Source organism: Lichenihabitans sp. Uapishka_5, assembly GCF_033947565.1.
Lineage (GTDB): Bacteria > Pseudomonadota > Alphaproteobacteria > Rhizobiales > Beijerinckiaceae > Lichenihabitans.
This window is the reverse complement of record NZ_JARPVX010000018.1, coordinates 33736-56842: the sequence shown is the minus strand read 5'-3', so window position 1 is coordinate 56842 and position 23107 is coordinate 33736. Positions and strand designations below refer to the sequence as shown.

The window sequence follows — 23107 nt, the reverse complement described above, 5'->3', positions numbered from 1 at the left end:
CCCTCGGCCCCGGCATGCGGCCCGAAGCCCATGAGGCAGGCCTCGCCTGGCCGGCGCGGGCGGCCTGGGGGCTCTGCGCCATCGCGTTCTGCTGCTTGATGCTCGAAGGCGCCGTGGCGGATTGGAGCGCCATCTATCTGGCGGGCGAGGCGCACCTGTCGGACGCCATGGCGGCCGGCGGCTATGCGGGATTCTCGGTGGCGATGCTGACGGGGCGCTTCGCGGGCGACGGGGTGGTGCGCCGCTTCGGCCGCAGGCGCATCGTCATCGGCGGCAGCCTGATGGCTTTCGTCGGCCTCGGGCTCAGCGTGGCGTTGCCGGACGGACCGGCCGGCATCGGCGGCTTCCTGCTGGTCGGGCTCGGCCTGTCGAACGTGGTGCCGGTGGTGTTCAGCGCCGCCGCCCGCACGGGCCGCACCGCCGCGGCCGGCATCGCGGCCGTGGCGAGCTGCGGTTATGGCGGGTTCATCGGCGGTCCGCCGGTGATCGGCGCCATCGCGGGCGCCACCACGCTGCGCACCGCGCTCGGCTGCCTGCTGGTCGTGGCACTGGTGTCCCTGCTCGCCGGCCTACGGACCCGCTGGGTCGACGCATGACCGAGCCCGGCCTGCGCTCGCTCAGCCGATCGCCTTGCGGCGGCGCAGGCGGATATAAAGCGCACCGCCGCCGCCATGCGCGGCACCGGCCGGCTCGAAGGCAAGCACGATGGTTCTGAGATCGAGCTCGCGCAGCCAGTGCGGCACCACGCGCCGCAACACGCCGAATTCCCCGAAACCGTCGGCCCGGAGGCGGCTGCGCTCGCCCTTGCCGGTCACAACCAGCACCAGCCGCAGGTCTTCCGCATGGGCCCGGCGCAGGAAGCCGCGCAGCGCCCCATAGGCGTCGGCCTGGGTCATGCCGTGCAGATCGATGCGGCGCTCGATGCCCATGTGGCCGCGCTGGATCTTCTGCTTGGTGCGGCGGTCGAGGTCCGCCAAGGGCGGCGCCCCGGGGCGCCGGGCTTCGGGTGGCGGGGGCACGGCGACAGGGGGATGCACTACCGGTGACACGTCCTCGGGTGGCATCGGCAAAGGCTGTGGCGCAGCAGCCGGCAGATGGCTGCCGGGCTGGCGCAGGTCCACCGTATCGGCCACGGCGCGCCACAGCACGACTTCGGCTGCGCTGAGGCGACGGATGCGCGGCGGTCTCATGCGAAACGGAACGCCGGGTCAGTCCGCGCTGGTCGAAACCAGCGTCCAGTTCGGATCGCGGGACGTCAGGCTGCGGGCGAAGGTCCATTCGTCCACCACCGGCCCCACGGCCTCGGTCCCGGTTCCCTGGACGACGCCCTGCCGGTCCCGCAGGGTGTTGACCTGATGCGAGTCGAACCGCACGGCGATCTGGGCGGAGCCGCCCTGGAGCTGGGCATGCAGGATGTTGGCCTTGTCGATCGCCACCATGGCGTGGGTCATCGTGTCGCCCCGCGCCTCGCGATCCGCGATGGCGGCCGAGAACCCGTCGAGCACGTCCTTGGCCAGCAAGCCCGCCAAGGCTGAGCGGTCGCCCTTGGCAAAGGCCGCGAGGATCATCTCGTAGGCCGCACGCGCCCCATTCAGGAATTCGGGGCCCGAAAAGGACGGCATGGCGGCAGCCACGCGATCGAGTTCGCCCGCGAGGGTCGAGCCGGGTGCCGCAATATTCTTCCAGGGCTCAGCCACTTCCGGCTGGCGGACGGCGGGCCGGCCTGCGGTCGGCAGCGCGATCACCTTGCCGGAGCCGGGCTTCGGCGGCTCGGCGTCCGTCCGCGCACGGCGCGCAAAGGGGTTCGAAGGCGGTCGTTCTTCGCCGGTGCGGGTGCCCAGCACCGAGCGCAGCTTCCAGACCACGAAGATCGCCAAAGCCGCGAACACGATGGTCGACACGTCCAGGGAATCGTTCATGGCGAGCCAACGTCCTGCAGCGCGACGCTCCATTGCGGCCACGCGCGACGCCTCCTATCTGATCTATGTGGTGAGGCAATGCCCAACATCCACTGCCTTCCGTGCGGATCTGCACGGTGCGGCGAGGACACGCGATGATCGGTGGCTTGTTTTCCGGGGGGCTGTGGCCCGTCAAGACCGTCAAGGGCGTGGTGACGGCCTGGCTGATCGGCGAGATCGTCGCCTTCTGCCTGGCCGTGAAACTGCTCGGTCTTGGCACGACCCTGCTGGTGATGTTCGGCACGAGCCTGCTCGGCATGGCGATGCTGCGACGCATCGGCCTCGATGCGGCCCAACAGCTCCGCCGTCGCATGATGGCCCCCGATGTGGCGCGCGACGGCTTTGTGGATGGCACGCTGACGGCGCTCGGCGCCGTGCTGTTGATCCTGCCGGGCTTCGTGTCCGATGCCGCCGGGCTCGCGTTGTCGACACCGTCGTTGCGCCAGGGGCTTGCGGCGCGCCTGCTGAAGCAGGGTCCCCTGCCCGGCTCCCCCGCTTCGGTGCGCCGGCCGAACCCCGATGTCATCGACCTGTCGCCCGACGACTGGCGCGTGGTGGATAAGAGCGGCCGCGCTTAGACGGAGAGATCGCTCCGGCGCAGCTGAATGGGATCGCCTTGCGCCAGCACCCCTCCGCGGTTGTTCCTCCTGGGCTTCCATGCTACGCGCCCGGCACGATCGAGCGCCTCGCAGGTGAGGCCGGGAGACCAGAATGGCTGAAGCAAACGGAAACGGCACGGCGGACGCGGCCACGCCTCAGCTGAACGCCCTTGTTCAATACATCAAGGACCTGTCCTTCGAGAACCCGAACGCGCCGCGCTCGCTCGGGCCGCAGGAAAAGGGCCCCAACATCTCGATCCAGGTGAACGTCAACGCTCAGCAGCTGTCCGACACCGACTTCGAAGTCAGCCTGATGCTCGAGGGGTCGGCTGGCGAGGGGGCCGGCACGCTGTTCAAGTTCGAGCTGAACTACGCCGGCGTGTTCCGGGTGGTCAACGTCCCGGCCGAGCAGACCCATCCCGTGGTGATGATCGAGTGCCCGCGGCTTCTCTTCCCCTTCGCGCGGCAGATCGTGGCCGATGCGGTGCGCAACGGCGGCTTCCCGCCCCTCTACATCGACCCGATCGACTTCGCCGGTCTTTACCAGCAGCGTATCGCGCAGGGGAACACCCAGCCCGGCGTGCCGGTCGCCTGACACCCCTTCGAGGGCGGGCCCCCGGGCCCGGCCCTCAATGGGCCATGAAGACCGGCAGCTCCGAATAAGCCAGCACGTGGCTCGTGGCGCCGCCGAAGATCATCTGCCGCAGGCGGCTCTGGGTATAGCCGCCCTTGATGACGAGGTCGGCCCCGATCTCGGCCGCCTTGGCCAGGATGGCCGGCCCTTCGTTGTCGGTCTTGCCCGTCACCGTATTGCTTTCGGCCATGATGCCGTCGCGGGCCAGCGCCTGGGCCAGCTGGTCGCCCGAGGGGCCCGGCACCGAATGGATGTCGAGGCTCTGGATGACGATGCGCTTCGCCCGCCGCAGCAAGGGCAGCGCGAAATGCAGCGTGCGCGCCGTTTCGGACGACCGGTTCCAGGCCAGCAGGATCGTTTCACCAAGCGTTTCGGGCGGCTTGGTGGGTGCGATCAGCACCGGACGGCCACTCTCGAACAGCACGGATTCGAAGGTAGCCTGTCGGGGGTCGAGGTTGCCCGATCCAGGCTTGCCCACCACGATCATGTCGAAGATGCGCCCATAGGGCCCGAGCGCGCTGTCGCTCATCATGGTGGGCATCCATTGATGGGCGAAATCCTGCGATCCCGCCTCGTAATGCGGCACGTCATGCAGCGCCATGGCGGCCTGGAACAGTTTCGCGGCCCGGCTCGACAGCACCTCGCGGGCGCGGGCATCGAACACCGTGGCGCCGATCGAGATATCCGCGATCACGATGTCGGAAATATCGGGCGCCAGCGGCACCCCTTGCAAAAACGACTCGAAGGCGCGGCCGATCAGGGTGGCGGTCGCCAGCACCGAGGCCGTGCGGGAGTGGTCCTCGACCGGCACCAGCAGGTTGCGATATGGCATGGATCCTCCCCGGCGCCGCTGGCGCTCCCCGGCAGCATCCTAGCCTGGGACCTGCGCCGGGCAAAGGACACGCAAGCCGGCAGCCCGGGCAAGGCGCAGGATTGACGGCCTATTTTGAGATACGCCACGACACGCCCCATTCCGGGGCGGAGCTGGCCAGGGGCCCGGTATGATGGCGCAAGCGCCACAAGCATTTTCCAGCAGTTCGCACCAGATTTTGGTGTACGACCGACCCTCTTGTACTTACCAGCCTCCGCGCCAAACGCGCCGAGATTGAGCAGCATATCGCGGGCCTCAACGCGAGGCTGGCGAACGCACGCAATGGCGTCTATCGTCAGTAAGCTCGCGCGTGGTGCATTCACGGCCACCTTCTTTTTGGCAGCGCTGGCAGAGATCGGTGTCGAAGTGGTTCATGTCGGTGATATCTAAGTTTATATGCCGACTTTCTCGATCTTCTTCTCTTCGATCAGCAACAAATGGTTTCTGATCTCATTGCGCCATGGAGCCATTCTATCTTCGAATACTCCCAAGAAGGAAATTCTAATTAAATAGAGAACGGCGCAACAAATCATTTCAATAAGGCAGAGTAAGTAGACTACCTTAAGGACCGCTACTGCTAACCGTTCCGAGTTCAACCAGTAAGCAATCGGCACGCTCGCATACAGTACTGACGTACAGGCACCTAGCACTGTGACAAAAAAACGATCCCTTTGCGACTGAAAGAACTCAAATGCAGTTCCAAGCCACCTTCGGTTTGAGCTAATACCATCCACACCAAGCAACGTTTTACGAACAGATGGCTCAAGCGACACCCAACGCGAAAGAACAACAAGCGCATAAGTGCTTTTTACTCCTTCAGTCTGGATATAACCTTGTACGCCTTGCTTTGGATGACACTTGCTTTCAATCTCGCCAAGATCTTGAAAGGGGTCAGGCGTTAAATGCACCTGCAACAGCTTGGCGATCTGATCGCTGCATCTATCTGGAACGACCGAAACATAAACACCAGCAAATGATACCGCGACAGCTACTATGCCAAATGCATAACTTGAAAAATCAAACTCCGCGAATGACTTTATAGTCGTCGCATCGGCATAGCTTTTGCTATGCTCAAATCTAAAATAGACTAGGGCAACTGCCAGTGAACAAAGAAAAGCACAACCTAAAACAAAAAGAATAGATCTAAACAAGGCTGTGCAATCACTTACAGGGTCAGAGCTTATATTCTTTCGGCAAAGGCTCGGCTATGTCCCACAGCGTCTGAAAGACTCTTTTATAAGCATCAGCTATCTTATGTGTTGTGCCGAGATGGGCATTAAGTATAACCGTTGCAGACCTATCAGCAGCATTTTCTTCTACACGTACGTGCATGCCGTCACAAATGGCAAAATGCCCCATGTCAAACTGTTTTCCGTCAATGGTACGCTTTGCCTGGCAATATAAAGCTTTTACGTCGCCTTCACTGATTTCTTTGGTTAGACCAGAAAGCGCTGTACTGCCTCTTGGGTCGGCATCACCAACCAACACGCGGATATTCTTCAGACGATCAGCCGCAGTGGCAAGCAAAGCGGCGTCATAGACGGTCGCACTGAGGCATCCTGTGAAAATGTCTAGCGAAATGTTTGCGCGCGTGACGAGTTGCTCCAACACCGTCTTGGCGAGGGATGTTCCGCGATTGGTGAAGATGATCGGAGCCGTACCGGCGACCGCTTCGTTGAAGCGGCCGCGGACGAACTCCGCGTAAGCCTGATCAGACATCTTTACATCAGCCACGTTAGCGTTTTCGTCCCGTTCTGAGCCGTCACGGTTAACGCGAGGCTAAAATTTCGTTAATAATTCGTTAAGTGGGATCTGTAGTTACCGCCTGAGTAGCAAGCAACGGACAATCTGCTGATTCGGCCTGTCCACAGGGCAAAATGTCGCATTGCCGGCTTATGCTCAGTTTTCGTCCACTCATACATGGTGCCGAAAGACGGCCAGGGAATGGCCGGCTGCATTACAAATGCAGATCGAGTCAAGATGCCGCCAATTGTTCTGGCGAGATCGCTTGTGGCGTTTGCGCCATGATACCGCAGGGGCCCACGGCTCGCAAAGCGGGACGGGCTGGCCAGCGGAGGGGGCGCAGCCGAGCCCGGAACCGGGATGCTCCATCCTTGGCCGCCCGGGCTCCCCGGTCCCCTAGTCTCCGCTTCGCGCCGCCCGTAATGAGGGCGGCGGGGCGTCAGGCGCTCTCCTGCGGAGCAGCCGCGAGCGCCTTCTCGAACCGCAGCGCGGCGGTGCCGTCCTCGTAATAATCCTCGTAGCGGCCGAACTCGCGGTAGCGGTCGGCCCTGTAGAGCGCGATCGCGGGGGCGTTGTCGGCCCGCACCTCGAGCCGCAGCAGCGTGGCGCCGCGTGCGATCGCGGCGGCCTCGCTCGCGGCCAACAGGCGCCGGCCGTGGCCGTGGCCGGCATGATCGGGATGGACCGCCACGGAATACAACCGCGCCGCCCGGGACCCGCGCCGGAACGCCACGATGGCGTCGCCGATGATCGCCCCTTCCTGTTCCAGCACCAGGAAATGGGCCGTTCGGGCGCCGAGGTAATAGCGCAAGCTGCGGCGGGACAGCTCGTCGCTGGTGAAGACGCGATCCTCGAGCGCCTCCACGGCGTCGAGGTCGTCCGGCACGGCGTCGCGGATGCGGGCGCCCTCAGCCATCTGCGCCGCTCAGGCGGGCGCCTTCCAGGGAAAGGTCCAGGTCTCGGTCAAGGTCCGGTTGCCGGCGCGCAGAAAGGCGCGCAGATCGGTCGACTGGCCGGGCGGCAGCTCGATGTCGATGGCGGCCCGGAAGCCGTTGATGTGCGGGTTCGGCACCAGGAACGACCGGGTGATCTTGCCGGCCGTGGTTGTCGGCACGACGCTGACGAGATTGGGGTCCGGCACGAAATAAGCGAGGTCGCCGCCCGTGAAATCGATCAGGAAGCGGCGCGAGCCCGGCACCACCACCTCGTCCGAGCCGAGCGAGCGCGCCAGCGTCTGGAACGTGTGGGCCACCCGGCCGCCCGGCGACAAGCGCGACAGGTTGAGGCTCGCCGTGATGGTGTAGGACAAGGTGATCGGCTTGCCGACTTCGGCGGGCTCGTTCGACACCCAGAAGGCGACGATGTTGTCGTTGGTTTCGTCCGCGGTCGGCAGCTCGACGAGTTCGACGCGGCCGTCGCCCCAACCGGCCTTGGCCTCGACCCAATAGCTGGGCCTGAGCTCGTAGCTGAGGTCGAGATCCTGGTAATCCTCGAAGTTGCGGTCGCGCTGCAGCAGCCCGAACCCCTGCACGGCCTTGTCCAGGAAGGCCGAGGTTTCCATCGTCTCCGGGTTGCGCAGCGGGCGCCAGATCCATTCGCCGGTGCCGGTGTGGATCAGCAGGCCGTCGCTGTCGTGCAGCTCCGGCCGGAAATCGCCCTTGATGCGGCGGTCGTTCTGGCTGGTGAAGAACATCGAGGTGAGCGGCGCGAAGCCGAGCTTGGCGCCGGCGCGACGCGGAAACAAGGTGACGCCCACCTCCATCACGCTGTCGACGCCCGGATACAGGTCGAACCGGTAGGCGCCCGTGGCGGCGGCGCCGTCGAGCAGCGCATAAACGGTGATGCGACCGGCCTGCTGGCCCGGCGTCTCGACCCAGAATTCGCGGTAGAAGGGAAACTCCTCGTCGGCCAGGCCGGTGCCGACCGCAAGGCCGCGCGCCGAGATGCCATAACGCTGGTTGCGGCCGAGGAAGCGGAAGTAGCTCGCCCCGAGATAGGCCACCACCTCGTCGAGCACGTCCGGCCGATTCAAGGGCGACAGAAGCCGGAAGCCCGCGAAGCCGAGGTTTACCGGCAGCGGCCCGTCGAGCTTGGTGCGGCCGAAATCAAACAGCGAGGCCGAATAAGGGATCGGCGTGGCGATGCCCTCGCGCACGATGTTGACCGTCACGGGCTGCGGGTAAAGGTGCCCGAGGTGGAACATCTCCATGCGGAACGGGCCGCCGTCGCCGCCCAGGAACGCCTTGTCGCGGCGGAACCGGATATCCCGCCAGGCGTCGAAGCTGAGGTTGTTGAGCACGGCCGGCAGCGCCGGCGGCGTGGCCTGGAACGGCGCCGACGCCAGGTCCCGCGCGCGCTTGATGACGTCGTCATAGCCGAAGTGAGCCGTGGGCTGGCCGCTGGGCTGCTGGGCCTGCACGGACGGCGCTTCCGCCATCATGGCCGCAGCCCCGAAAGCAGCAGCGGCGCAAAACGTCCGGCGGTCGACATTGGCCATTCGGGTTCCCGTTCGAGGCGCGGCGGAGGTGCCGCTTCGGACCGAGGTGCCGCAACAGACGGCCGGGCGGCCGATCTGAAACAAGCGCATCGGCGAAACATCTTAAGGCGGCGCGGGCCTGCTGGACAAGCGCGCCACACTCGGATGCGGTTACACCGCATCTCCCCTGAACGAAGCGTGAAGATGCCATCTTCCTTCCGCCATCGCGGCCCCCTAAACCTTCGTCGATGAGCCGCCAGAACCTGAAGTCGCTGCCTGACCCCATCGACGCCGCGCTGCCCGAGGACGCGGACGCCGACCAGGACGGGTTCGACATCGATCTCGACGACGATGTCGCGGAAGCCGAATCCGGGGTCGACCTCGGGCTCGACGACGAAGCAGCGCCCGCCTCCGTGCGCACCGGCGCCGCCATCATCCGCCAGCATTGGCGCACCCTGCCGCTCGGCCCCGGCGTTTACCGGATGATCGGCCAGGACGGGGCCGTGCTGTATGTCGGCAAGGCCAAGAGCCTGAAGAAGCGGGTGGCGAGCTACACCCGCGCGGCCGGCCACACCAACCGCATCGCCCGGATGATCGCCGCCACCCATTCGATGATGTTCGTTTCGACCGCCACCGAAACGGAGGCGCTGCTGCTCGAGGCCAATTATATCAAGCAGATGCGGCCGCGCTTCAACGTGCTGATGCGGGACGATAAATCGTTTCCCTATATCCTCATCACGGGCGACCACCGGGCGCCGCAGCTCGTCAAACACCGCGGGGCCCGCAACCGGAAGGGCGATTATTTCGGCCCCTTCGCCAGCGTGTCGGCCGTCAACCGCACGCTGAATGCCCTGCAGCGCGCCTTCCTGCTGCGCTCCTGCACCGACAGCTATTTCGACAACCGCACCCGGCCCTGCCTCTTGTTCCAGATCAAGCGGTGTTCCGGCCCCTGCACCCATGAGGTCAGCGACGGGGATTACGGCGGCCTCGTGGGCGAAGCGCGCGGCTTTCTGTCGGGCCGCAGCGGGCTCGTGCGCAACCGTCTCGCCGAGGAGATGGTGGGGGCCGCCGAACTGCTCGAGTTCGAGCGTGCCGGACGGCTACGCGACCGCATCGCGGCCTTGTCGGCGATCGTCGGCACGCAGGGCATCAACCCGAAGTCGGTCGAGGAGGCGGACGTCTTCGCGGTCGGCCAGGAGGCCGGGCAGTTTTTCGTCGAGGTGTTCTTCTTTCGGACCGCGCAGAACTGGGGCAACCGCGCCTTCTTCCCCCGCGCCGACAAGACGTTTGGGCCGGCCGAGGTGCTGGACAGCTTTCTGGCGCAATTCTACCTCGACAAGCCGCCGCCACGCTTGATCCTGCTGAGCCACGACATCGAGGACCGGGAGGTGCTCGAAGCCGCCTTGAGCGAACGTGCCGGCCACCGGGTCGAGGTGTCGGTGCCGCAACGGGGCGAAAAGCGCGAGCTCGTCGACCACGCCGCCCGCAACGGCCGCGAGGCCCTGGCCCGCAAGCTCAGCGACACGGCCAGCCAGGAGAAACTGCTGCAGGCGCTGGCGGGCGCCTTCGCGATCCCGCGCCCGATCCGCCGGGTCGAGGTGTACGACAACTCCCACATCATGGGCACCAACGCGATCGGCGCCATGGTGGTGGCGGGGCCGACCGGCTTCATGAAGACCCAATACCGCACCTTCAACATCAAGGACGAAACGCTGACGCCGGGCGACGACTTCGGCATGATGCGCGAGATGCTGGGCCGCCGCTTCAGCCGGCTGATGAAGGACAGCCGCGCCAAGGCCGAGGCCGCGCCCGACGCGCCGCCCACTGAGCCCGACCCCGACGAAGCGCCATTGTGGCCCGACCTGATCCTGATCGACGGCGGCAAGGGGCAGCTCGAAGCGGTGCGAACGATCCTGCGCGAGCTCGGCGTGCCGGTGTTGTTCGGCTCCGACGGCGACCCCGAGGGGGTCGCGGTGGTGGGCATCGCCAAAGGGCCGGAGCGCAATGCCGGACGCGAAACCTTTTTCGCCGCCGGCCGCGACCCCTTCAAGCTCGCCGACCGCGACCCTGCGCTGTATTTCGTGCAGCGTCTGCGCGACGAAGCGCACCGCTTCGCCATCGGCACCCACCGGGCGCGGCGCAAGAAGGACATCACCCGCAGCCCGCTCGACGAGATCGGCGGCATCGGGCCGGCCCGCAAGCGGGCGCTGCTGCACGCCTTCGGCACCGCCAAGGCGATCGGCCGCGCCAGCCTCGACGACCTCGCCCGAGTGCCCGGCGTCAATGCTGCCACCGCCAAGCGCATCTATGAATATTTCCATGAAAAGGCGGGGTGAGCCCGCAATCCTGGGAAATGGCTCAGCGATCCCTTTGCCACTGATCGCGGCAATTCCTCATTCCGGGGCGGCAGAGCCGAACCCGGAACCGGGGCGCCTCAACCTCCGTCGCCCAGGCGCCCCGGTTCCGGCTCTGCGCTGGCGCTGCGGCCGGAATGAAGGGCGTCAGCCGCCGTGAAGCCATCCGCACGGGCCCCACCCCACCTCGGCGCTTGACGCCGCCCCGCCCGCCATGTTCCCTCACCCCATGGCTTCCTCCACCGTCCAGCGTTCCAATCCGGCCTGGAACCTGCCGAACATCCTGACCTACGGGCGGGTCCTGGCGGTGCCGGTCGTGGCCGGCTGCCTGATGGCGTCGAGCAGCTTTTCGGTGCGCTGGGTGGCGCTCGCCATCTTCATCCTGGCCGGCATTTCGGATTTCTTCGACGGCTACCTGGCGCGCGCCTGGCAGCAGCAATCCTCGCTCGGGCGCATGCTCGACCCGATCGCCGACAAGCTGCTGGTGGCGGCCTCGCTGCTGGTGCTGGTCAACGACCGCAGCATCACGGGCTGGTCGTTGTGGGCCGCCATCGTGATCCTGTGCCGCGAGATCCTGGTGTCGGGCCTGCGCGAGTTCCTGGCCGAGCTCAATGTGTCGGTGCCGGTCACCAAGGTGGCCAAATACAAGACGACCCTGCAGCTGGTGGCGGTCGGCTTCCTGATCGCCGGCCCGGCCGGCGAGGCCGTGTTGCCCGGCACACTGACTATCGGCCTGACGCTGCTCTGGGTGTCGGCGCTGCTGACCTTCTACACCGGCTGGGATTATCTTCGGGCCGGCATCAAGCACGTGGTGGAATGAGCATGCGGGCCCTGTATTTCGCCTGGGTGCGGGAGCGCGTCGGGCTGGCCGAGGAAGAGATCGCGCCACCGCCCGGCGTCGACACGGTCGGCGCCGTGATGGCCTGGCTGAGCGGTCGCGGCGACAATTACGCCGCGGCCTTCGCCCAGCCCGGCACGGTGCGGGCGGCGCTCGACCGGCGGCATGCCAAGCCGGACGTCGCTATCGCGGGGGCCCGCGAGATCGCCTTCTTCCCGCCGATGACGGGCGGCTGAGGGGTGCGGCGCATCCGTGTCGTGGGCGACGGTTTCGACCCGGCCGCCGAGGCTGAAGCCCTGCAGGCCGGCCGTGTCGACGTCGGCGCCACGGTGTCGTTCGTCGGCTATTGCCGGGGCGAAGCCGGCACCCTGGCGGCCCTCGAACTCGAACATTTCCCCGGCATGGCTGAAGCCGAGATGGAGCGCATCGCGATTGAAGCGGAACGGCGCTGGCCGCTCCTCGGCGTGGCGATCGTGCACCGGCATGGGCTGGTGCGGCCCGGAGAGCCGATCGTCGCGGTGGCAACGGCTTCGGCCCACCGGGCGGCGGCCTTTGCGGGCGCCGAATTCATCATGGATTTCTTGAAGACCGACGCGCCGTTCTGGAAGCGCGAACATCGGCGGGATCAGGTGGCCGACCCGACAAGCCCCGACGGCTGGGTGGCGGCCAAGCCGGGTGACGACGCCGCCCGGTCGCGTTGGCCCGAGGGGTGACCGCTCCGGTTCAGCGCTGCCGGACATCCAGCCGGGCGCGCCGCTCGGCCCCCGGCTGCGGCAGCGTTTCGGACGCCCAGGCGGTGGCGTAAAGGATCGCGAGGCCGCCGACAATCAGCAGCAGATCGAGGCCGAACGACGTGCCGATCAGGTCTTCGGCCACCTGCCCTACGGCTGCCAGCAGCGACAACAGCGCGAACACCGTCAAGCTGTTGCGACCCAGTCGGCAGAATGGCGCGTATGACCAGGTGCGACGCAGTCGCGCCGCCACGCCCAGGCCGAACAGCAGGTAGGCCAGGGCGATAAAATGCACCAGGCGGCCGAGGCCGAGCGTCGTCTTGTCGAGATCGGCCCAGTTGCGCGTCCAGTCGTACAAGCCGGGCAACAGCGAGAAGCCGTCCGTGACGCTGACCGCACCGGCCGCCACCACAAGGCCCGCCAGCGCCAGCGGCACCGGACGACTGCGCAGCCGCCCGTCTCGCAACAACAAGGCCGCCACGATGCCGACCGCCATCAATAATTGCCAGGCGAGCGGATTGAAGAACCAGCTGCCCTTCATGGGCCATGTAGGGATGTTGATGTCGAACACCCGCACGACCGCATAAAAGAGGGCCGACACGGCCAGCATGGGCCATGGCCCCGCCATGCGGACCATCACGAGTTGGACCACAAGGATGGCGATCAGCACGATGTAGAGCGGCAGGATGTTGAAATAGCCGAGCTGATGCCCGAGCGACGCGAGACCCAGCAAGGCTGCCGCGGGATCGTCGGTGAACAGCGCGCGGCCGTGCTGGTTCATCAGGGCATCGTCGCCCCCGAAGCTGGCCGCGGCGGCGAAGATCGCGATGGCGGCCACCGACAGGAACAGGTGGATGCCGTAGAGCTTGGCGACCCGCCATTGCAGGCTCTGCATCACCTGGCCGGCGCGCCCGTCCGAAAAGCGCCCCACATAGGCGAAGGCCAACGACAGCCCCGACAAGAACACAAAGGCCTCGGCCGAATCCGAGAAGCCGTAATTCTTCGGCGTCAACCGCTCGAAGGCGTTGCCGGGAATGTGGTTGATGAAGATGCAGCACAATACGACGCCGCGCCAGAAATCGACGTCGGTGCGGCGCCTCGCAGGCAGAGGCTGGGTCGACGCGTCGATGGCCGGCTTCGCCCCATGGGTTTTCAAGCGTCTACGCCTCGCAGGCTGTCGTTCATGAACAAACCTGTGCCCCAATCCCGCCTTATCATTTATAACGTCTCCAAGGTTGGAGCGGCACGGATCGGCAACGATCGGGCTTAAGAAGGACCCCTGGACCTGAACGATGGCTGAACTGGGACGCCGCCTTCTGATCGCGTCGAACATGCGACGCCATGCGGCGGCTTTGAGGGGGTGCCTCTTGGCCCTGGCGCTTTGTGCTGCCACGCCCGCCCTGGCCAGCACGCTTCAGTCCTTCCAATATCATTCGGCTGCCCTGAATCAGGACCAGACCGCGCAGATCTATGTTCCGTCCGGGACGCCGCCCAAGGGCGGCTGGCCGGTGCTCTATTTGCTGCATGGTCTCAACGGCGCGGCGACAGACTGGGATCGTCTTGGCAAGCTGCGTGCCACCGTGGACCGGATGGTCGCCGACGACGCCCTGAAGCCGCTGCTCATCGTCATGCCGGCCGGCGGCAATTCCTGGTACGTCGATTCGGCCGACGTGAAGGGGCCCGGCAATTACGCCACCGCGATCTCGCGCGACCTCGAGCAGGCGGTCGAACAGGCCTTTCCGGTCGGCAAGGACCGGGCGCATCGCGCCATCGCGGGCATCTCGATGGGTGGCTTCGGAGCGCTGCGGCTCGGCCTGTCGGACCCGGCGCGCTATAGCGCCGTCGCGGCCTTGTCGCCGGCGATCTGGCAGAATATCCCGACCGGGCTGGTGGAGAAATCGGCCGCCGAACTCGACGCCCTGCGGGCCGGCTACTTTCAACGCGCCGATAACAACACCGTGACGGCCGGCCCCGTGATGCCGCCGGACGGTGCCCACTTCGGCGGCGCCTTCGGAACGCCCTTCGATGCGCGCCGCTTCAACGCCTCGAATGTCTTCACCCTGCTCGAGCGGGCGGTGGAAACCAAGAAGAACCTGCCGAGCGTCTATCTGACGGTGGGGGACGACGACAGCCATCTGCTGTGGCGCGGCGCCATCGCGTTCTTCGAGACGATGCGGATGGACGGCCGCATGATCGACTTCCGGGTGACGGACGGCGATCACAACTGGGATTGCTGGAAAGCCTCGCTCGGTGACGCCCTGTTGTTCATCGATCGCAGCATGACGCAACCGCCGGCTTGATCGGCGCCTCTGCGAAGCGCCTGGGCCTTTCTGACCGCCACGCGTCGTTTCGACTGGTCCCGCGACCCCAAATCCATGCACAATGATCGGATGGCCGGGTAACGCGGCTGAACGATCCAGGGGGACGACGCATGGGGCATGTGGCACTCGTGACGGGCGGCACGCGCGGCATCGGCGCTGCCGTGGCCAAGGCCTTGCAGGCCGACGGCCATCAGGTGGCGGTGAGCTACGCCGGCAATGCGGAAGCGGCTGAACGGTTCAGCGCGGAAACCGGCCTCAAGGCCTATCGGTGGGATGTGGGCGACTTCGATGCCTGCGCGGCGGGCGTTGCCACGGTGGAGCGCGACCTCGGGCCGATCGACATCCTGGTCAACAATGCCGGCATCACCCGCGACGGCTTTTTTCACAAGATGACCCGGGACCAGTGGCGGGCGGTTCTCACCACCAACCTCGATTCACTATTCAACATGACCCGGCCGGTGATCGAGGGCATGCGGGCCCGCGGCTGGGGCCGGATCGTGGTGATCTCCTCGATCAACGGCCAGAAGGGCCAGATGGGCCAGGTGAACTATTCGGCCGCCAAGGCGGGCGACATCGGCTTCGTCAAGGCATTGGCCCAGGAAAGCGCCGGCAAGAACATCACCGTGAATGCGATCTGCCCTGGCTATGTGGGTACCGAGATGGTGCGGGCCATCGACCCGGACGTGCTGCAGCGCCGCATCCTGCCCCAGATCCCGGCCGGACGCCTGGGCGAGCCTGCGGAGATCGGTGAACTGGTGCGCTACCTCTGCTCGGATGCCGGCGCCTTCATGACGGGCGCCACGCTGAGCATCAACGGCGGGCAATATATGGTGTGAGGCCAAAGGCCGAGCTTGGGAAAGTGGAGGCTTCTGTTGCCAGGTGCCTCCGAACCCCGCCTAGAAGGTGCGACCCCCCTAGGACTTGATTCCCAGTACCATCACCGCATTACGCGGCGAGGGCCACCGGAGCATAGTTGTCATTGGCAACTATAGAGTCAGCCCGATAACGGTGGTACAATGCCGAGCAAAAGCCATCTCTTTACACCCGCGTCGATCCTGTTTCGGGCCCGCCGAAATGCTCAACAGGAGCACTTGGGTGGACCCGCCCGGTGCTGCCCCGGGGTCCGCAGAGTTTATTCCAGATGCCGTTTATCACCATAGGCGCCGAAGCGTCCTAACCAACATAGGTCCGATCGCGGCGGAGCACAAGAGTGGGCGGGGGAACGACCGCATCGACGCCGGGGATCGGGCCTATCTGGGCCAGCCTCTGTGCTTGCGAAGCGATGCCGCCGCGGTAACCCAGCAGGGCGCCGCGCTCCTGGGTTGCTTCGCTCCGCTCGCAATGACGAACGGGCGAGGCGGATCGCGGTCCTGCCAACAGCGCCCCAAGCGACCGACGCGAACCTACCGCGCTTCGGCGCCACAGCGGTTGCAACGCCGCGGCGGCGCCCAACATTGAGGTCTCCGCACCTGCACGCCCGGTTCCGCCTCATGCCCGACGCTCCTTCCGCCCATGCCTCCGGTCATCTCCGCATCGGCGGTGACCTTGACGTGCACCGCCTCGGCTTCGGGGCGATGCGGATTACCGGCCCGGGCATCTGGGGTGCCCCGGCCGACAAGGCGGCGGCGCTGGCAACGCTGCGGGCCGCGCGCGACTTCAACGTCACCCTGATCGACACGGCCGACAGCTACGGGCCCTTCGTCAGCGAGGACCTGATCGCCGAGGCCTTGTACCCCTATGAGGGCCAGGTGATCGCCACCAAGGGGGGCCTCACCCGCCATGGGCCCAACATCTGGAAGCCGGTCGGCCGCCCTGAATATCTGCGCCAATGCGTGCTGATGAGCCTGCGTCGCCTGAAGGTCGAGCGTATCGACCTGTGGCAGCTTCACCGTATCGACCCGGCCGTGCCGCGCGACGAGCAGTTCGGCGTCATGGCGGCGATGCAGAAGGAAGGCCTCATCCGTCACTTGGGGCTGAGCGAGGTCAAGGTGGAGGAGATCGAGGCCGCGTCGAAGCATTTCACCGTCGCGACGGTCCAGAACGAATACAACCTGATCACCCGCAAGAGCGAGGCGGTGCTCGACCATTGCGCCCGGCAGAACATCGGGTTCATCCCGTGGTATCCCTTGGCGGCCGGCAATCTGGCGAAGCCGGGCTCGAGCCTGTCGACGATCGCCGGCAGGCTCGGCGCGACGCCGTCCCAGGTCGCCCTCGCCTGGGTGTTGAAGCGCGCCCCCGTGATGCTGCCGATCCCCGGCACTTCGAAGCCCGACCATCTGGCTGAGAACGTCGCGGCCGCGGCACTCACATTGTTGGACGCCGATTTCGCCGCGCTCGACGAACAGGCCCGCGCCGCGGCCGGCCCCGCTTGAGCGCGACGCCCTCGCCGCTGCGGCGGCTCGCGATCCTGTTGCGCCTCGCGGGGCGCGATTTGCGCGGCGGCCTGCGGGGCTACGGCATCTTCCTCGCCTGCATCGCGCTCGGTGTCGCGGCCATCGCCGGTGTGGGATCGGTGGCGGGTGGCCTGAAGGCCGGCCTCGCCCGCGAAGGCGCCACCATCCTGGGCGGCGACGCCGCTTTTGCGGTGATGAATGTTCCGCTGGCGCCAGGGCCCGCCGCTGCCCTGGCGGCCCTGGGGCGCACATCCACGGTCGCGACCCTTCGGGCGATGGCCCGGGCCGGCGACGGGGCCCCGGGCCTTGTGGATCTGAAGGCCGTCGATGCCGCCTATCCCTTGCTGGGCGCGGTTGCGCTCGACCCGCCCTCGAGCCTGGGCGATGCGCTGGCGCTCAAGGATGGCCGCTACGGCCTCGTGGCGGACGCCGAACTGCCGGCCCGGATCGGCGCGACGCTCGGCGATCTGGTGACGATCGGCACCGCGACCTTCCAGTTGCGCGCCTTGCTGCGGCGCGAGCCGGACCGTCTCGCCGGCGGCATCGCGCTCGGGCCGCGGGTGATCGTGTCGGACGCGGCCCTGAACACGACCGGCCTGCTGCAACCCGGCTCCTTGGCGCGCTGGAGCACCCGCGTGGTGCTACCCGGCCAGAACGGCCAGCCGGCCTCGGACGCGGCACTCGATCGCGTCGTGCAGGACGCCAAGGCGCGTTTCCCCGAGGCTGGCTGGGATATCCGCACCCGCAAGGCCGTATCACCGGAATTCGACCGCAACCTTGAGCGCTTCACCCAATTCCTGACCCTGGTGGGTTTGACGGCGCTGATCGTCGGCGGCGTCGGGGTCGCCAATGCGGTGCAGGCCACGGTGGAGCGCAAGCGCGCCAGCCTCGCGGTGTTGAAGGCGCTCGGCGCCACGGGTGGCACCGTTTTCGCGGTCAGCCTGCTGGCCGTGCTGGCGGTGGCGCTTCTCGGGGTCGCGATCGGGCTCGGCATCGGGGCCGCGATGCCGTTCGGGGTGGTGGCGGCCTTTGGCGCCCTGATTCCCTTTCCGCTCGTCGCCACACTGGTGCCCTCTGCGCTCGGGCTCGGGGCGCTCTACGGTGTGCTGACCGCCCTGGCGTTCTCGCTCGGCGCGCTGGGCCGCGCCCACGATATCCCGGTCTCGGCCTTGTTCCGCGACACGGTCGAGCCGGGTCAGTACCGGCTGCGCCTCCGCTACCGCGTCGCCGTGGCGGCGGCGCTGCTGGCGCTGGTGGGCGTCACGGTCGGCTTCGCGGCGGATCACCGCCTGGCCCTGCTCTACGTCGGCGCCACCCTGGCGGCCTTCGCGCTCCTGCGCGGCGTGGCTTTCGCCCTGACCCGGCTGGCCCGCGCGGCCCCGCATGCCGGCTGGCTGCCGCTGCGCCTCGCGGTGGCGAACCTGCACCGGCCCGGCGCGCTGACGCCGGCCGTGGTGTTGTCGCTCGGCCTCGGGCTGACGCTATTGGTTACCCTGGCGTTGATCGACACCAACATCCGCGACCAGCTCTCCCACACCGACCCGGCCAAGACGCCGAGCTTCTTCTTCATCGACATCCCCAGCGCACAACAACCCGCCTTCGACAGCTTCCTGCGGACCGAGGCACCCGATGCCGTTATCCAGGAAGTGCCGATGATGCGCGGCCGCATCACCGCGCTGAACGGGGTGCCGGTCGAAAAGGTGAAGGCGACCGGCGATGCCGCCTGGGTGCTGGAAGGCGACCGTGGCATCACCTTTCAGGACGCCCCCCCTGACGGCTCGACCGTCGTGGCCGGCCAATGGTGGCCGCGCGATTATGCCGGGCCGCCGCTCGTGTCCTTCGACCGCAAGCTCGCCGACGGGCTCGGACTGCATCTCGGCGACAGCGTTTCGGTCAACGTGCTGGGCCGCGTCGTGACGGCCCGCATCGCCAACCTGCGCTCCGTCGATTGGGAAAGCTTCGGCATCAATTTCGTGATGGTGTTCTCCTCGAACACGTTCCGGGGCGCGCCCCACATGGTGCTGGCCACGGCGGGCTTCCCGCATGGCTCCGACCCGACCCGGGAGTTGGCGTTGTTGAAGGCGGTGGCCACCGCCTTTCCGACCGTCACGGCTGTGCGGGTCAAGGATGCGCTCGATGCGGTGAGCGCGCTGGTGGGCCGCCTGGCCCTGGCGATCCGCGGTGCTTCCAGCATCGCCATCGCGGCCTCGGTGCTGGTGCTGGCCGGCGCCGTGGCGGCCGGGCGACGCACGCGCGTCTACGAGGCGGTGGTGCTGAAGGTGCTGGGCGCAACGCGTGGCCGGCTGCTCGCCACCTATCTGATCGAATACGGGCTGCTCGGGGCCGCCACGGCCTTGTTCGGCGTCGCGGCCGGCACGGGGGCGGCCTGGTTCATCGTCGGCCGCGTCATGCACATGGAGTTCCGCTTCGCCTGGGGCGCCGCCTTCGGGGCGGCGTCGCTGGCGCTGCTGGTCACGGTGGCGCTGGGCCTCGCCGGCACGTGGCGCATCCTCGGCCAGAAGCCGGCCGCCACCCTGCGGGCGCGGTGACGGCCGTCAGGCCCAGGCGGTGAGCTTGTAGTCGAGCGCGTACCGGTCGGGCACCTCGGCGATAGCCGCCATGCCGCCCAGCACGGAATCGCTGTGAACGATCAGCTGGGTCGGGATCGACTCGGCCAATCGGCCCACCGGCGCCTTCGCCTCGAAGGCGGCGCGGAACGCCAAGGGATCGAGCAGGTCGACGACGCGGGGCAGGATACCGCCCGCCAGGGTCACGCCGCCCGTCGCCTTGAAGGTGACGGCCATGTCGCCTGCGAAGCGGCCGATCAGCCGCCAATACAGTGCCACGGTGCCGGCCGCCACCGAGGCCCGATCGGCCAGGGCGGCGTTGGTGATCTCGGCCGCGGTCATGTCCTGCGGAGCCTTGCCATCCGATACGAGGCGGGCCCGGTGCAGCCGTTCGAGACCGGCGCCCGACAGCACGCTCTCGGTGGTGATGCGGCCATGCGCCCGCTCGAGGTGTGGCCACAGCCGGACCTCGTCATCCGCCTCGGGCGCGAAGCCGATGTGGCAGGCTTCGCTGGCGAGCGGCACGAGCCGGCCGCCGGCCTCGATCAGGCCGCCGATGCCGAGACCCGTGCCGGGCCCCAGGATCACCCGCACGCCCCCGACGGAGCCCACCGGCGAGCCGATCGGATGCAGCCATTCGGGACGCAGCGCCGGCAGCGACAGCGCCTGCGCCTCGAAATCATTCAGCAGCAAACCCGCCGCGAGGCCGAGATCGCGGGCGATCTGCGGCCCATCCATGATCCAGGGCGCGTTGGTGAGCTTCAGCACCCGCCCATCCTCGACCGGCCCTGCCCCGCAGGCGATCACCGAGCGCGGCCGGAAGCTGTCGGACGTAACCGATCTGATGGCTGGCGCGAGCCCGGCGAAATCGGCCGTCTTGAGCGATCCCAGCGACAACAGCGGCCCGCCGGGGATCGCCTGGCCGGCGATCCGGCAATTCGTGCCGCCCACGTCGCATACAACCACCGGATAGGGAAACACCACCGCACTCCTGTTCAGCCTGGGGCACCACTCTGGCGAGCCGCCGACCGCGGTGTCAATCGACGGCCTTCTCCCCTTCTTGTCGTGGGATTATATCCCACGCCTTAAGCCCGCCGTATTGCGACCTCCAGGATCGAGGCTCGAAGCGGAGGTTCGGCATGATCGTCACCCACACCCGTGCAACGCGGTTCGTCCTGACATTTGCGCACCAACTCGGCTTGTCGGTGCTCGGCACCGTCGTGGCCACGGCACTGGTGAGCGGGCTCGCGCCGGAGCGGCCGCCGGTGCCGAGGAGCGATCCCGCATCGATCAGCAGCCTGCCGATCCTGACCAGTGGCGGCAAATATGCCTCGCGCGCACTCGCGGGTGACGAGCCGCAACCGTTCGTGCAATTGACCAGCCTGCCGATCCTGTTGCCGTTGTTCACGGCCGCGGCGGTGCCGCCGCTGACAACCGAAGCGCCGGCGGCGGCGGCCCAGGCGGCAGACACGGCCATGGCTTTCATTGCAACAACCGACCAGGCCGGACGGCCAGTCCACGGCACCATGGTCAAGCGAGAAGCCCGCCACCTCGCCCAGACGTCCGGCATCGCGTCGCGGTCGCAAGACCGCCAGGCCGGCACCATCGTGATGGCGGCCCTGCCACATCTCGAAGCGGATGGTGCCGGAGCGCCCTCGCTGCTGGCGCGCTCCCAGACGGCGTATCGCGATGTGGCGCTTTGGCGCGATGCGCTGCTCGACCACCTGCTGCCCTGATCGGACGGGCGCAGCCTGCGGCGCTGTTCCAGAACAGCACGCGCTCCAAGGAGGACGTTAAGGCCTCGTCAGCCATCTCGGCCTAGCGTCCGGCGTATCCCAGCCCCGGAGACCGCTCCTTGCGACCACGCTTCCGCTTCGTCGATGCCGCCATGCCGCCGGAAGGCGACGCGCAGTTCTGGCGCGATGCCGATGCCTCGACGCGCCTCAACTCCCGGTTCAAGGCCAACCTGTTCCTGCGCGAGTTGTGCCACAGCAGGGCCTGGGACGGCATGGCCCCGACGCCGGAGAACCAGCCGATCTGCGCCGCACGCGAGCGTGCGCTGCTGGAAGCCGCCCTGGCGCGCGGCTACGGGCTGTTCGGGCCCGACCTCGACCGACAGGCCGTGGCGCCCATCTCCCACACGGGCTGAACCCGCTCAGAATTCGATGTGCCGCCGCCGCATGCCGGCCTCGAACACGACCCGGCAGGACTGGGTCAATTGGGGCCGCACGGTCTTCATGCAGGCCAGCAAGGCGTCTTCGTCGGGATAGGCCGCGCTGCAGAACATCACGGCATCGTTCTGGCAGGCGTTCCGCTCTTCTTCGGTGATCTGGTATTTGCTGCCCGTCAGCGCGTAACGGTTAGGCTGTGCCAGAACCGCCGAGGTCGACAGCAGCAATCCCAGGACGACCCACAGCCCGTTCTTCATCGCTCAACCATCCCGTTCAGATGATCTTAAGGATCAAGCCTCGGTTTTTGCAATTCCGTCAGTCGGCTGGCCGGCAGAAAGCTGCCGCGGTGGTAAATCCGCCGCACACCTGTCCGGCCGCGCCGAGGGTTGCTGGCCTGGAGCGGCCTTAGAGCCGGGACAAGCGGACGGGCGCCGAGCCCCCCATGCCGATCGCGCGGGCCGAGGCATGCGACAGGTCGATCACCTTGCCGCTGCCGAACGGCCCGCGGTCGTTGATCCGCACCACCACGGAGCGCCCGTTCGCCTCGTTGGTCACCAGCACCCGGCACCCCAGGGGCAGCGACCGGTGGGCCGCCGTCAAGGTTTCGGTGTTGAAGCGTTCGCCACTGGCTGTCTTGTGCCCCTGGAAGCCGGGGCCATACCACGAGGCCAGGCCCGCAAGCGCGCCGCCATGGCTTCGAGCGGCGTGATGGTGGCCGATGCCTCGAGGGTGACCATGATGGCTCGCGTGCCGATGGCGGTGATGGTCGGTGCCCCTGGCCAAGGCAGGCCCCTGAGCAACGAATACAAATCCAATGGAAAGCAGTCCAGCAACGATCTTCAATTTCACTACGCTGTATTCCCGTCCTGTTTCGAACGGTCGGCGAATTCATCTTCTTTTGTGTTCACAATGTGATGAACAGCCCGCAGTTAACGTCTTGTACATAACCTGTGGACAAGTTTTTTACTTACTAACCCAATACTGGCTAAGAATTCGCCTACACAGCGGAAGTGATCGCCGGCTCGGTTTTACTTGTTTGTTGCGCAAATGCCACTCCGCTGCTCAATCATCGAGATCGACGCGAAACGCCGCTCGACGACGTCGATGCGACTGGACAAGCCCCATAGCCTATGGGCGACCCGACCTCGACCTGAGTCGCGCCCGACCCGAGTTGACGACGGCGATGCGCGATGCTTAAGGCTGCGGCTTCTATGATGCCTGAGGAGGCGCAGATGAAATGGTGGCTTCCTGCCGTGACGGCAGGGCTGCTCCTGGCCGGATGTCAGTCCGACGACGATTCTTTCTACAACGCCCCGAAGGCGCTGGATAAGATGTCGCCCGAGGAGCTTTGCAGCTTCTACGGCAAGTACGTCAGCAACCCGGACCTGTCGGCCCACAACAAGGCCGTGGCGCTCAGCCAGATGAAGGCCAAGGGCTGCACGGTGAAGTGA

24 protein-coding genes, 1 other RNA gene and 1 pseudogene are annotated in these 23107 nt (G+C 66.8%); 14 read left to right on the top strand and 12 right to left on the bottom strand.

Features of this window, described 5'->3' with window-relative positions:
• A pseudogene (locus P7D22_RS09710) lies at positions 1-596 on the top strand (MFS transporter); the annotation flags it as partial.
• Between the two features lie 21 nt (positions 597-617).
• Here P7D22_RS09710 and P7D22_RS09705 read toward each other — a convergent pair.
• Together P7D22_RS09705 and P7D22_RS09700 are read right to left on the bottom strand one after the other, a co-directional pair.
• Entirely contained in the window at positions 618-1190 is a 573-nt protein-coding gene (locus P7D22_RS09705) for a Smr/MutS family protein (RefSeq protein WP_319934022.1), read from the bottom strand.
• An 18-nt stretch (positions 1191-1208) separates the two neighbouring features.
• Positions 1209-1919 carry a Tim44/TimA family putative adaptor protein gene (locus P7D22_RS09700; protein WP_319934021.1) on the bottom strand — a complete coding sequence of 237 codons (711 nt, stop codon included), beginning with the start codon at positions 1917-1919 and terminating at the stop codon, positions 1209-1211.
• Between the two features lie 134 nt (positions 1920-2053).
• On the opposite strand from P7D22_RS09700, the gene P7D22_RS09695 reads away from it, so the two are divergent.
• Together P7D22_RS09695 and secB are read left to right on the top strand one after the other, a co-directional pair.
• On the top strand, positions 2054-2536 hold the full coding sequence (locus P7D22_RS09695; RefSeq protein WP_319934020.1) for an FxsA family protein: 483 nt from the start codon (positions 2054-2056) through the stop codon (positions 2534-2536).
• A 133-nt stretch (positions 2537-2669) separates the two neighbouring features.
• Complete coding sequence (gene secB, locus P7D22_RS09690; RefSeq protein ID WP_319934019.1) at positions 2670-3152, top strand: protein-export chaperone SecB; 483 nt, start codon at positions 2670-2672, stop codon at positions 3150-3152.
• A 34-nt stretch (positions 3153-3186) separates the two neighbouring features.
• Here the strand turns inward: secB and P7D22_RS09685 are convergent, their stop codons facing one another.
• From P7D22_RS09685 to P7D22_RS09665, 5 genes are all read right to left on the bottom strand, one after another.
• Positions 3187-4023, bottom strand: coding sequence for a universal stress protein (locus P7D22_RS09685; protein WP_319934018.1), 837 nt, complete (start codon positions 4021-4023; stop codon positions 3187-3189).
• A gap of 431 nt (positions 4024-4454) precedes the next feature.
• Positions 4455-5213, bottom strand: a complete 759-nt coding sequence (locus P7D22_RS09680) for a hypothetical protein (RefSeq protein ID WP_319934017.1) — start codon at positions 5211-5213, stop codon at positions 4455-4457.
• 22 nt (positions 5214-5235) lie between these two features.
• Entirely contained in the window at positions 5236-5796 is a 561-nt protein-coding gene (locus P7D22_RS09675) for a hypothetical protein (protein ID WP_319934016.1), read from the bottom strand.
• A 448-nt stretch (positions 5797-6244) separates the two neighbouring features.
• Positions 6245-6721, bottom strand: a complete 477-nt coding sequence (locus tag P7D22_RS09670; RefSeq protein ID WP_319934015.1) for a GNAT family N-acetyltransferase — start codon at positions 6719-6721, stop codon at positions 6245-6247.
• A gap of 9 nt (positions 6722-6730) precedes the next feature.
• Positions 6731-8302, bottom strand: coding sequence for a glucan biosynthesis protein (locus P7D22_RS09665; protein WP_319934014.1), 1572 nt, complete (start codon positions 8300-8302; stop codon positions 6731-6733).
• A gap of 227 nt (positions 8303-8529) precedes the next feature.
• Between P7D22_RS09665 and uvrC the strand changes: the two genes are divergently transcribed.
• The 4 genes from uvrC to P7D22_RS09645 all read left to right on the top strand — a co-directional run bounded on the left by uvrC (position 8530) and on the right by P7D22_RS09645 (position 12186).
• Positions 8530-10617 carry an excinuclease ABC subunit UvrC gene (uvrC, locus tag P7D22_RS09660; RefSeq protein WP_319934013.1) on the top strand — a complete coding sequence of 696 codons (2088 nt, stop codon included), beginning with the start codon at positions 8530-8532 and terminating at the stop codon, positions 10615-10617.
• A gap of 247 nt (positions 10618-10864) precedes the next feature.
• Positions 10865-11455, top strand: coding sequence for a CDP-diacylglycerol--glycerol-3-phosphate 3-phosphatidyltransferase (gene pgsA, locus P7D22_RS09655; RefSeq protein ID WP_319934012.1), 591 nt, complete (start codon positions 10865-10867; stop codon positions 11453-11455).
• Between the two features lie 2 nt (positions 11456-11457).
• On the top strand, positions 11458-11709 hold the full coding sequence (gene moaD, locus P7D22_RS09650) for a molybdopterin converting factor subunit 1 (protein ID WP_319934026.1): 252 nt from the start codon (positions 11458-11460) through the stop codon (positions 11707-11709).
• A gap of 3 nt (positions 11710-11712) precedes the next feature.
• On the top strand, positions 11713-12186 hold the full coding sequence (locus P7D22_RS09645) for a molybdenum cofactor biosynthesis protein MoaE (protein WP_319934011.1): 474 nt from the start codon (positions 11713-11715) through the stop codon (positions 12184-12186).
• 10 nt (positions 12187-12196) lie between these two features.
• Here the strand turns inward: P7D22_RS09645 and P7D22_RS09640 are convergent, their stop codons facing one another.
• Positions 12197-13360: an OpgC family protein gene (locus P7D22_RS09640; protein WP_319934010.1), complete on the bottom strand. Its 1164-nt coding sequence runs from the start codon at positions 13358-13360 to the stop codon at positions 12197-12199.
• 136 nt (positions 13361-13496) lie between these two features.
• On the opposite strand from P7D22_RS09640, the gene P7D22_RS09635 reads away from it, so the two are divergent.
• Both P7D22_RS09635 and phbB read left to right on the top strand, forming a co-directional pair.
• Positions 13497-14504 carry an alpha/beta hydrolase gene (locus P7D22_RS09635; RefSeq protein WP_319934009.1) on the top strand — a complete coding sequence of 336 codons (1008 nt, stop codon included), beginning with the start codon at positions 13497-13499 and terminating at the stop codon, positions 14502-14504.
• A 131-nt stretch (positions 14505-14635) separates the two neighbouring features.
• A complete protein-coding gene (phbB, locus tag P7D22_RS09630) occupies positions 14636-15361 on the top strand; it encodes an acetoacetyl-CoA reductase (protein ID WP_319934008.1) in 726 nt (241 codons plus the stop codon).
• 22 nt (positions 15362-15383) lie between these two features.
• Here phbB and ssrA read toward each other — a convergent pair.
• Positions 15384-15737, bottom strand: a transfer-messenger RNA (tmRNA) gene (gene ssrA / locus P7D22_RS09625).
• 278 nt (positions 15738-16015) lie between these two features.
• Between ssrA and P7D22_RS09620 the strand changes: the two genes are divergently transcribed.
• Both P7D22_RS09620 and P7D22_RS09615 read left to right on the top strand, forming a co-directional pair.
• Complete coding sequence (locus P7D22_RS09620) at positions 16016-16897, top strand: aldo/keto reductase (RefSeq protein ID WP_319934007.1); 882 nt, start codon at positions 16016-16018, stop codon at positions 16895-16897.
• Positions 16894-19467 carry an ABC transporter permease gene (locus P7D22_RS09615; RefSeq protein WP_319934006.1) on the top strand — a complete coding sequence of 858 codons (2574 nt, stop codon included), beginning with the start codon at positions 16894-16896 and terminating at the stop codon, positions 19465-19467. The genes P7D22_RS09620 and P7D22_RS09615 overlap by 4 nt, the downstream gene beginning before the upstream one ends.
• Positions 19468-19473: 6 nt before the next feature.
• On the opposite strand, the gene P7D22_RS09610 is transcribed toward P7D22_RS09615, so the two are convergent.
• Positions 19474-20466 carry a glucokinase gene (locus P7D22_RS09610; RefSeq protein WP_319934005.1) on the bottom strand — a complete coding sequence of 331 codons (993 nt, stop codon included), beginning with the start codon at positions 20464-20466 and terminating at the stop codon, positions 19474-19476.
• Positions 20467-20624: 158 nt separating this feature from the next.
• Here P7D22_RS09610 and P7D22_RS09605 point away from each other — a divergent pair, with 158 nt between their 5' ends.
• Positions 20625-21221 carry a hypothetical protein gene (locus P7D22_RS09605; RefSeq protein WP_319934004.1) on the top strand — a complete coding sequence of 199 codons (597 nt, stop codon included), beginning with the start codon at positions 20625-20627 and terminating at the stop codon, positions 21219-21221.
• 119 nt (positions 21222-21340) lie between these two features.
• Positions 21341-21634: a hypothetical protein gene (locus tag P7D22_RS09600; protein WP_319934003.1), complete on the top strand. Its 294-nt coding sequence runs from the start codon at positions 21341-21343 to the stop codon at positions 21632-21634.
• 6 nt (positions 21635-21640) lie between these two features.
• On the opposite strand, the gene P7D22_RS09595 is transcribed toward P7D22_RS09600, so the two are convergent.
• On the bottom strand, positions 21641-21913 hold the full coding sequence (locus P7D22_RS09595) for a hypothetical protein (RefSeq protein WP_319934002.1): 273 nt from the start codon (positions 21911-21913) through the stop codon (positions 21641-21643).
• 148 nt (positions 21914-22061) lie between these two features.
• A complete protein-coding gene (locus P7D22_RS09590) occupies positions 22062-22376 on the bottom strand; it encodes a septal ring lytic transglycosylase RlpA family protein (protein ID WP_319934025.1) in 315 nt (104 codons plus the stop codon).
• A gap of 512 nt (positions 22377-22888) precedes the next feature.
• On the opposite strand from P7D22_RS09590, the gene P7D22_RS09585 reads away from it, so the two are divergent.
• Complete coding sequence (locus P7D22_RS09585; RefSeq protein ID WP_319934001.1) at positions 22889-23107, top strand: hypothetical protein; 219 nt, start codon at positions 22889-22891, stop codon at positions 23105-23107.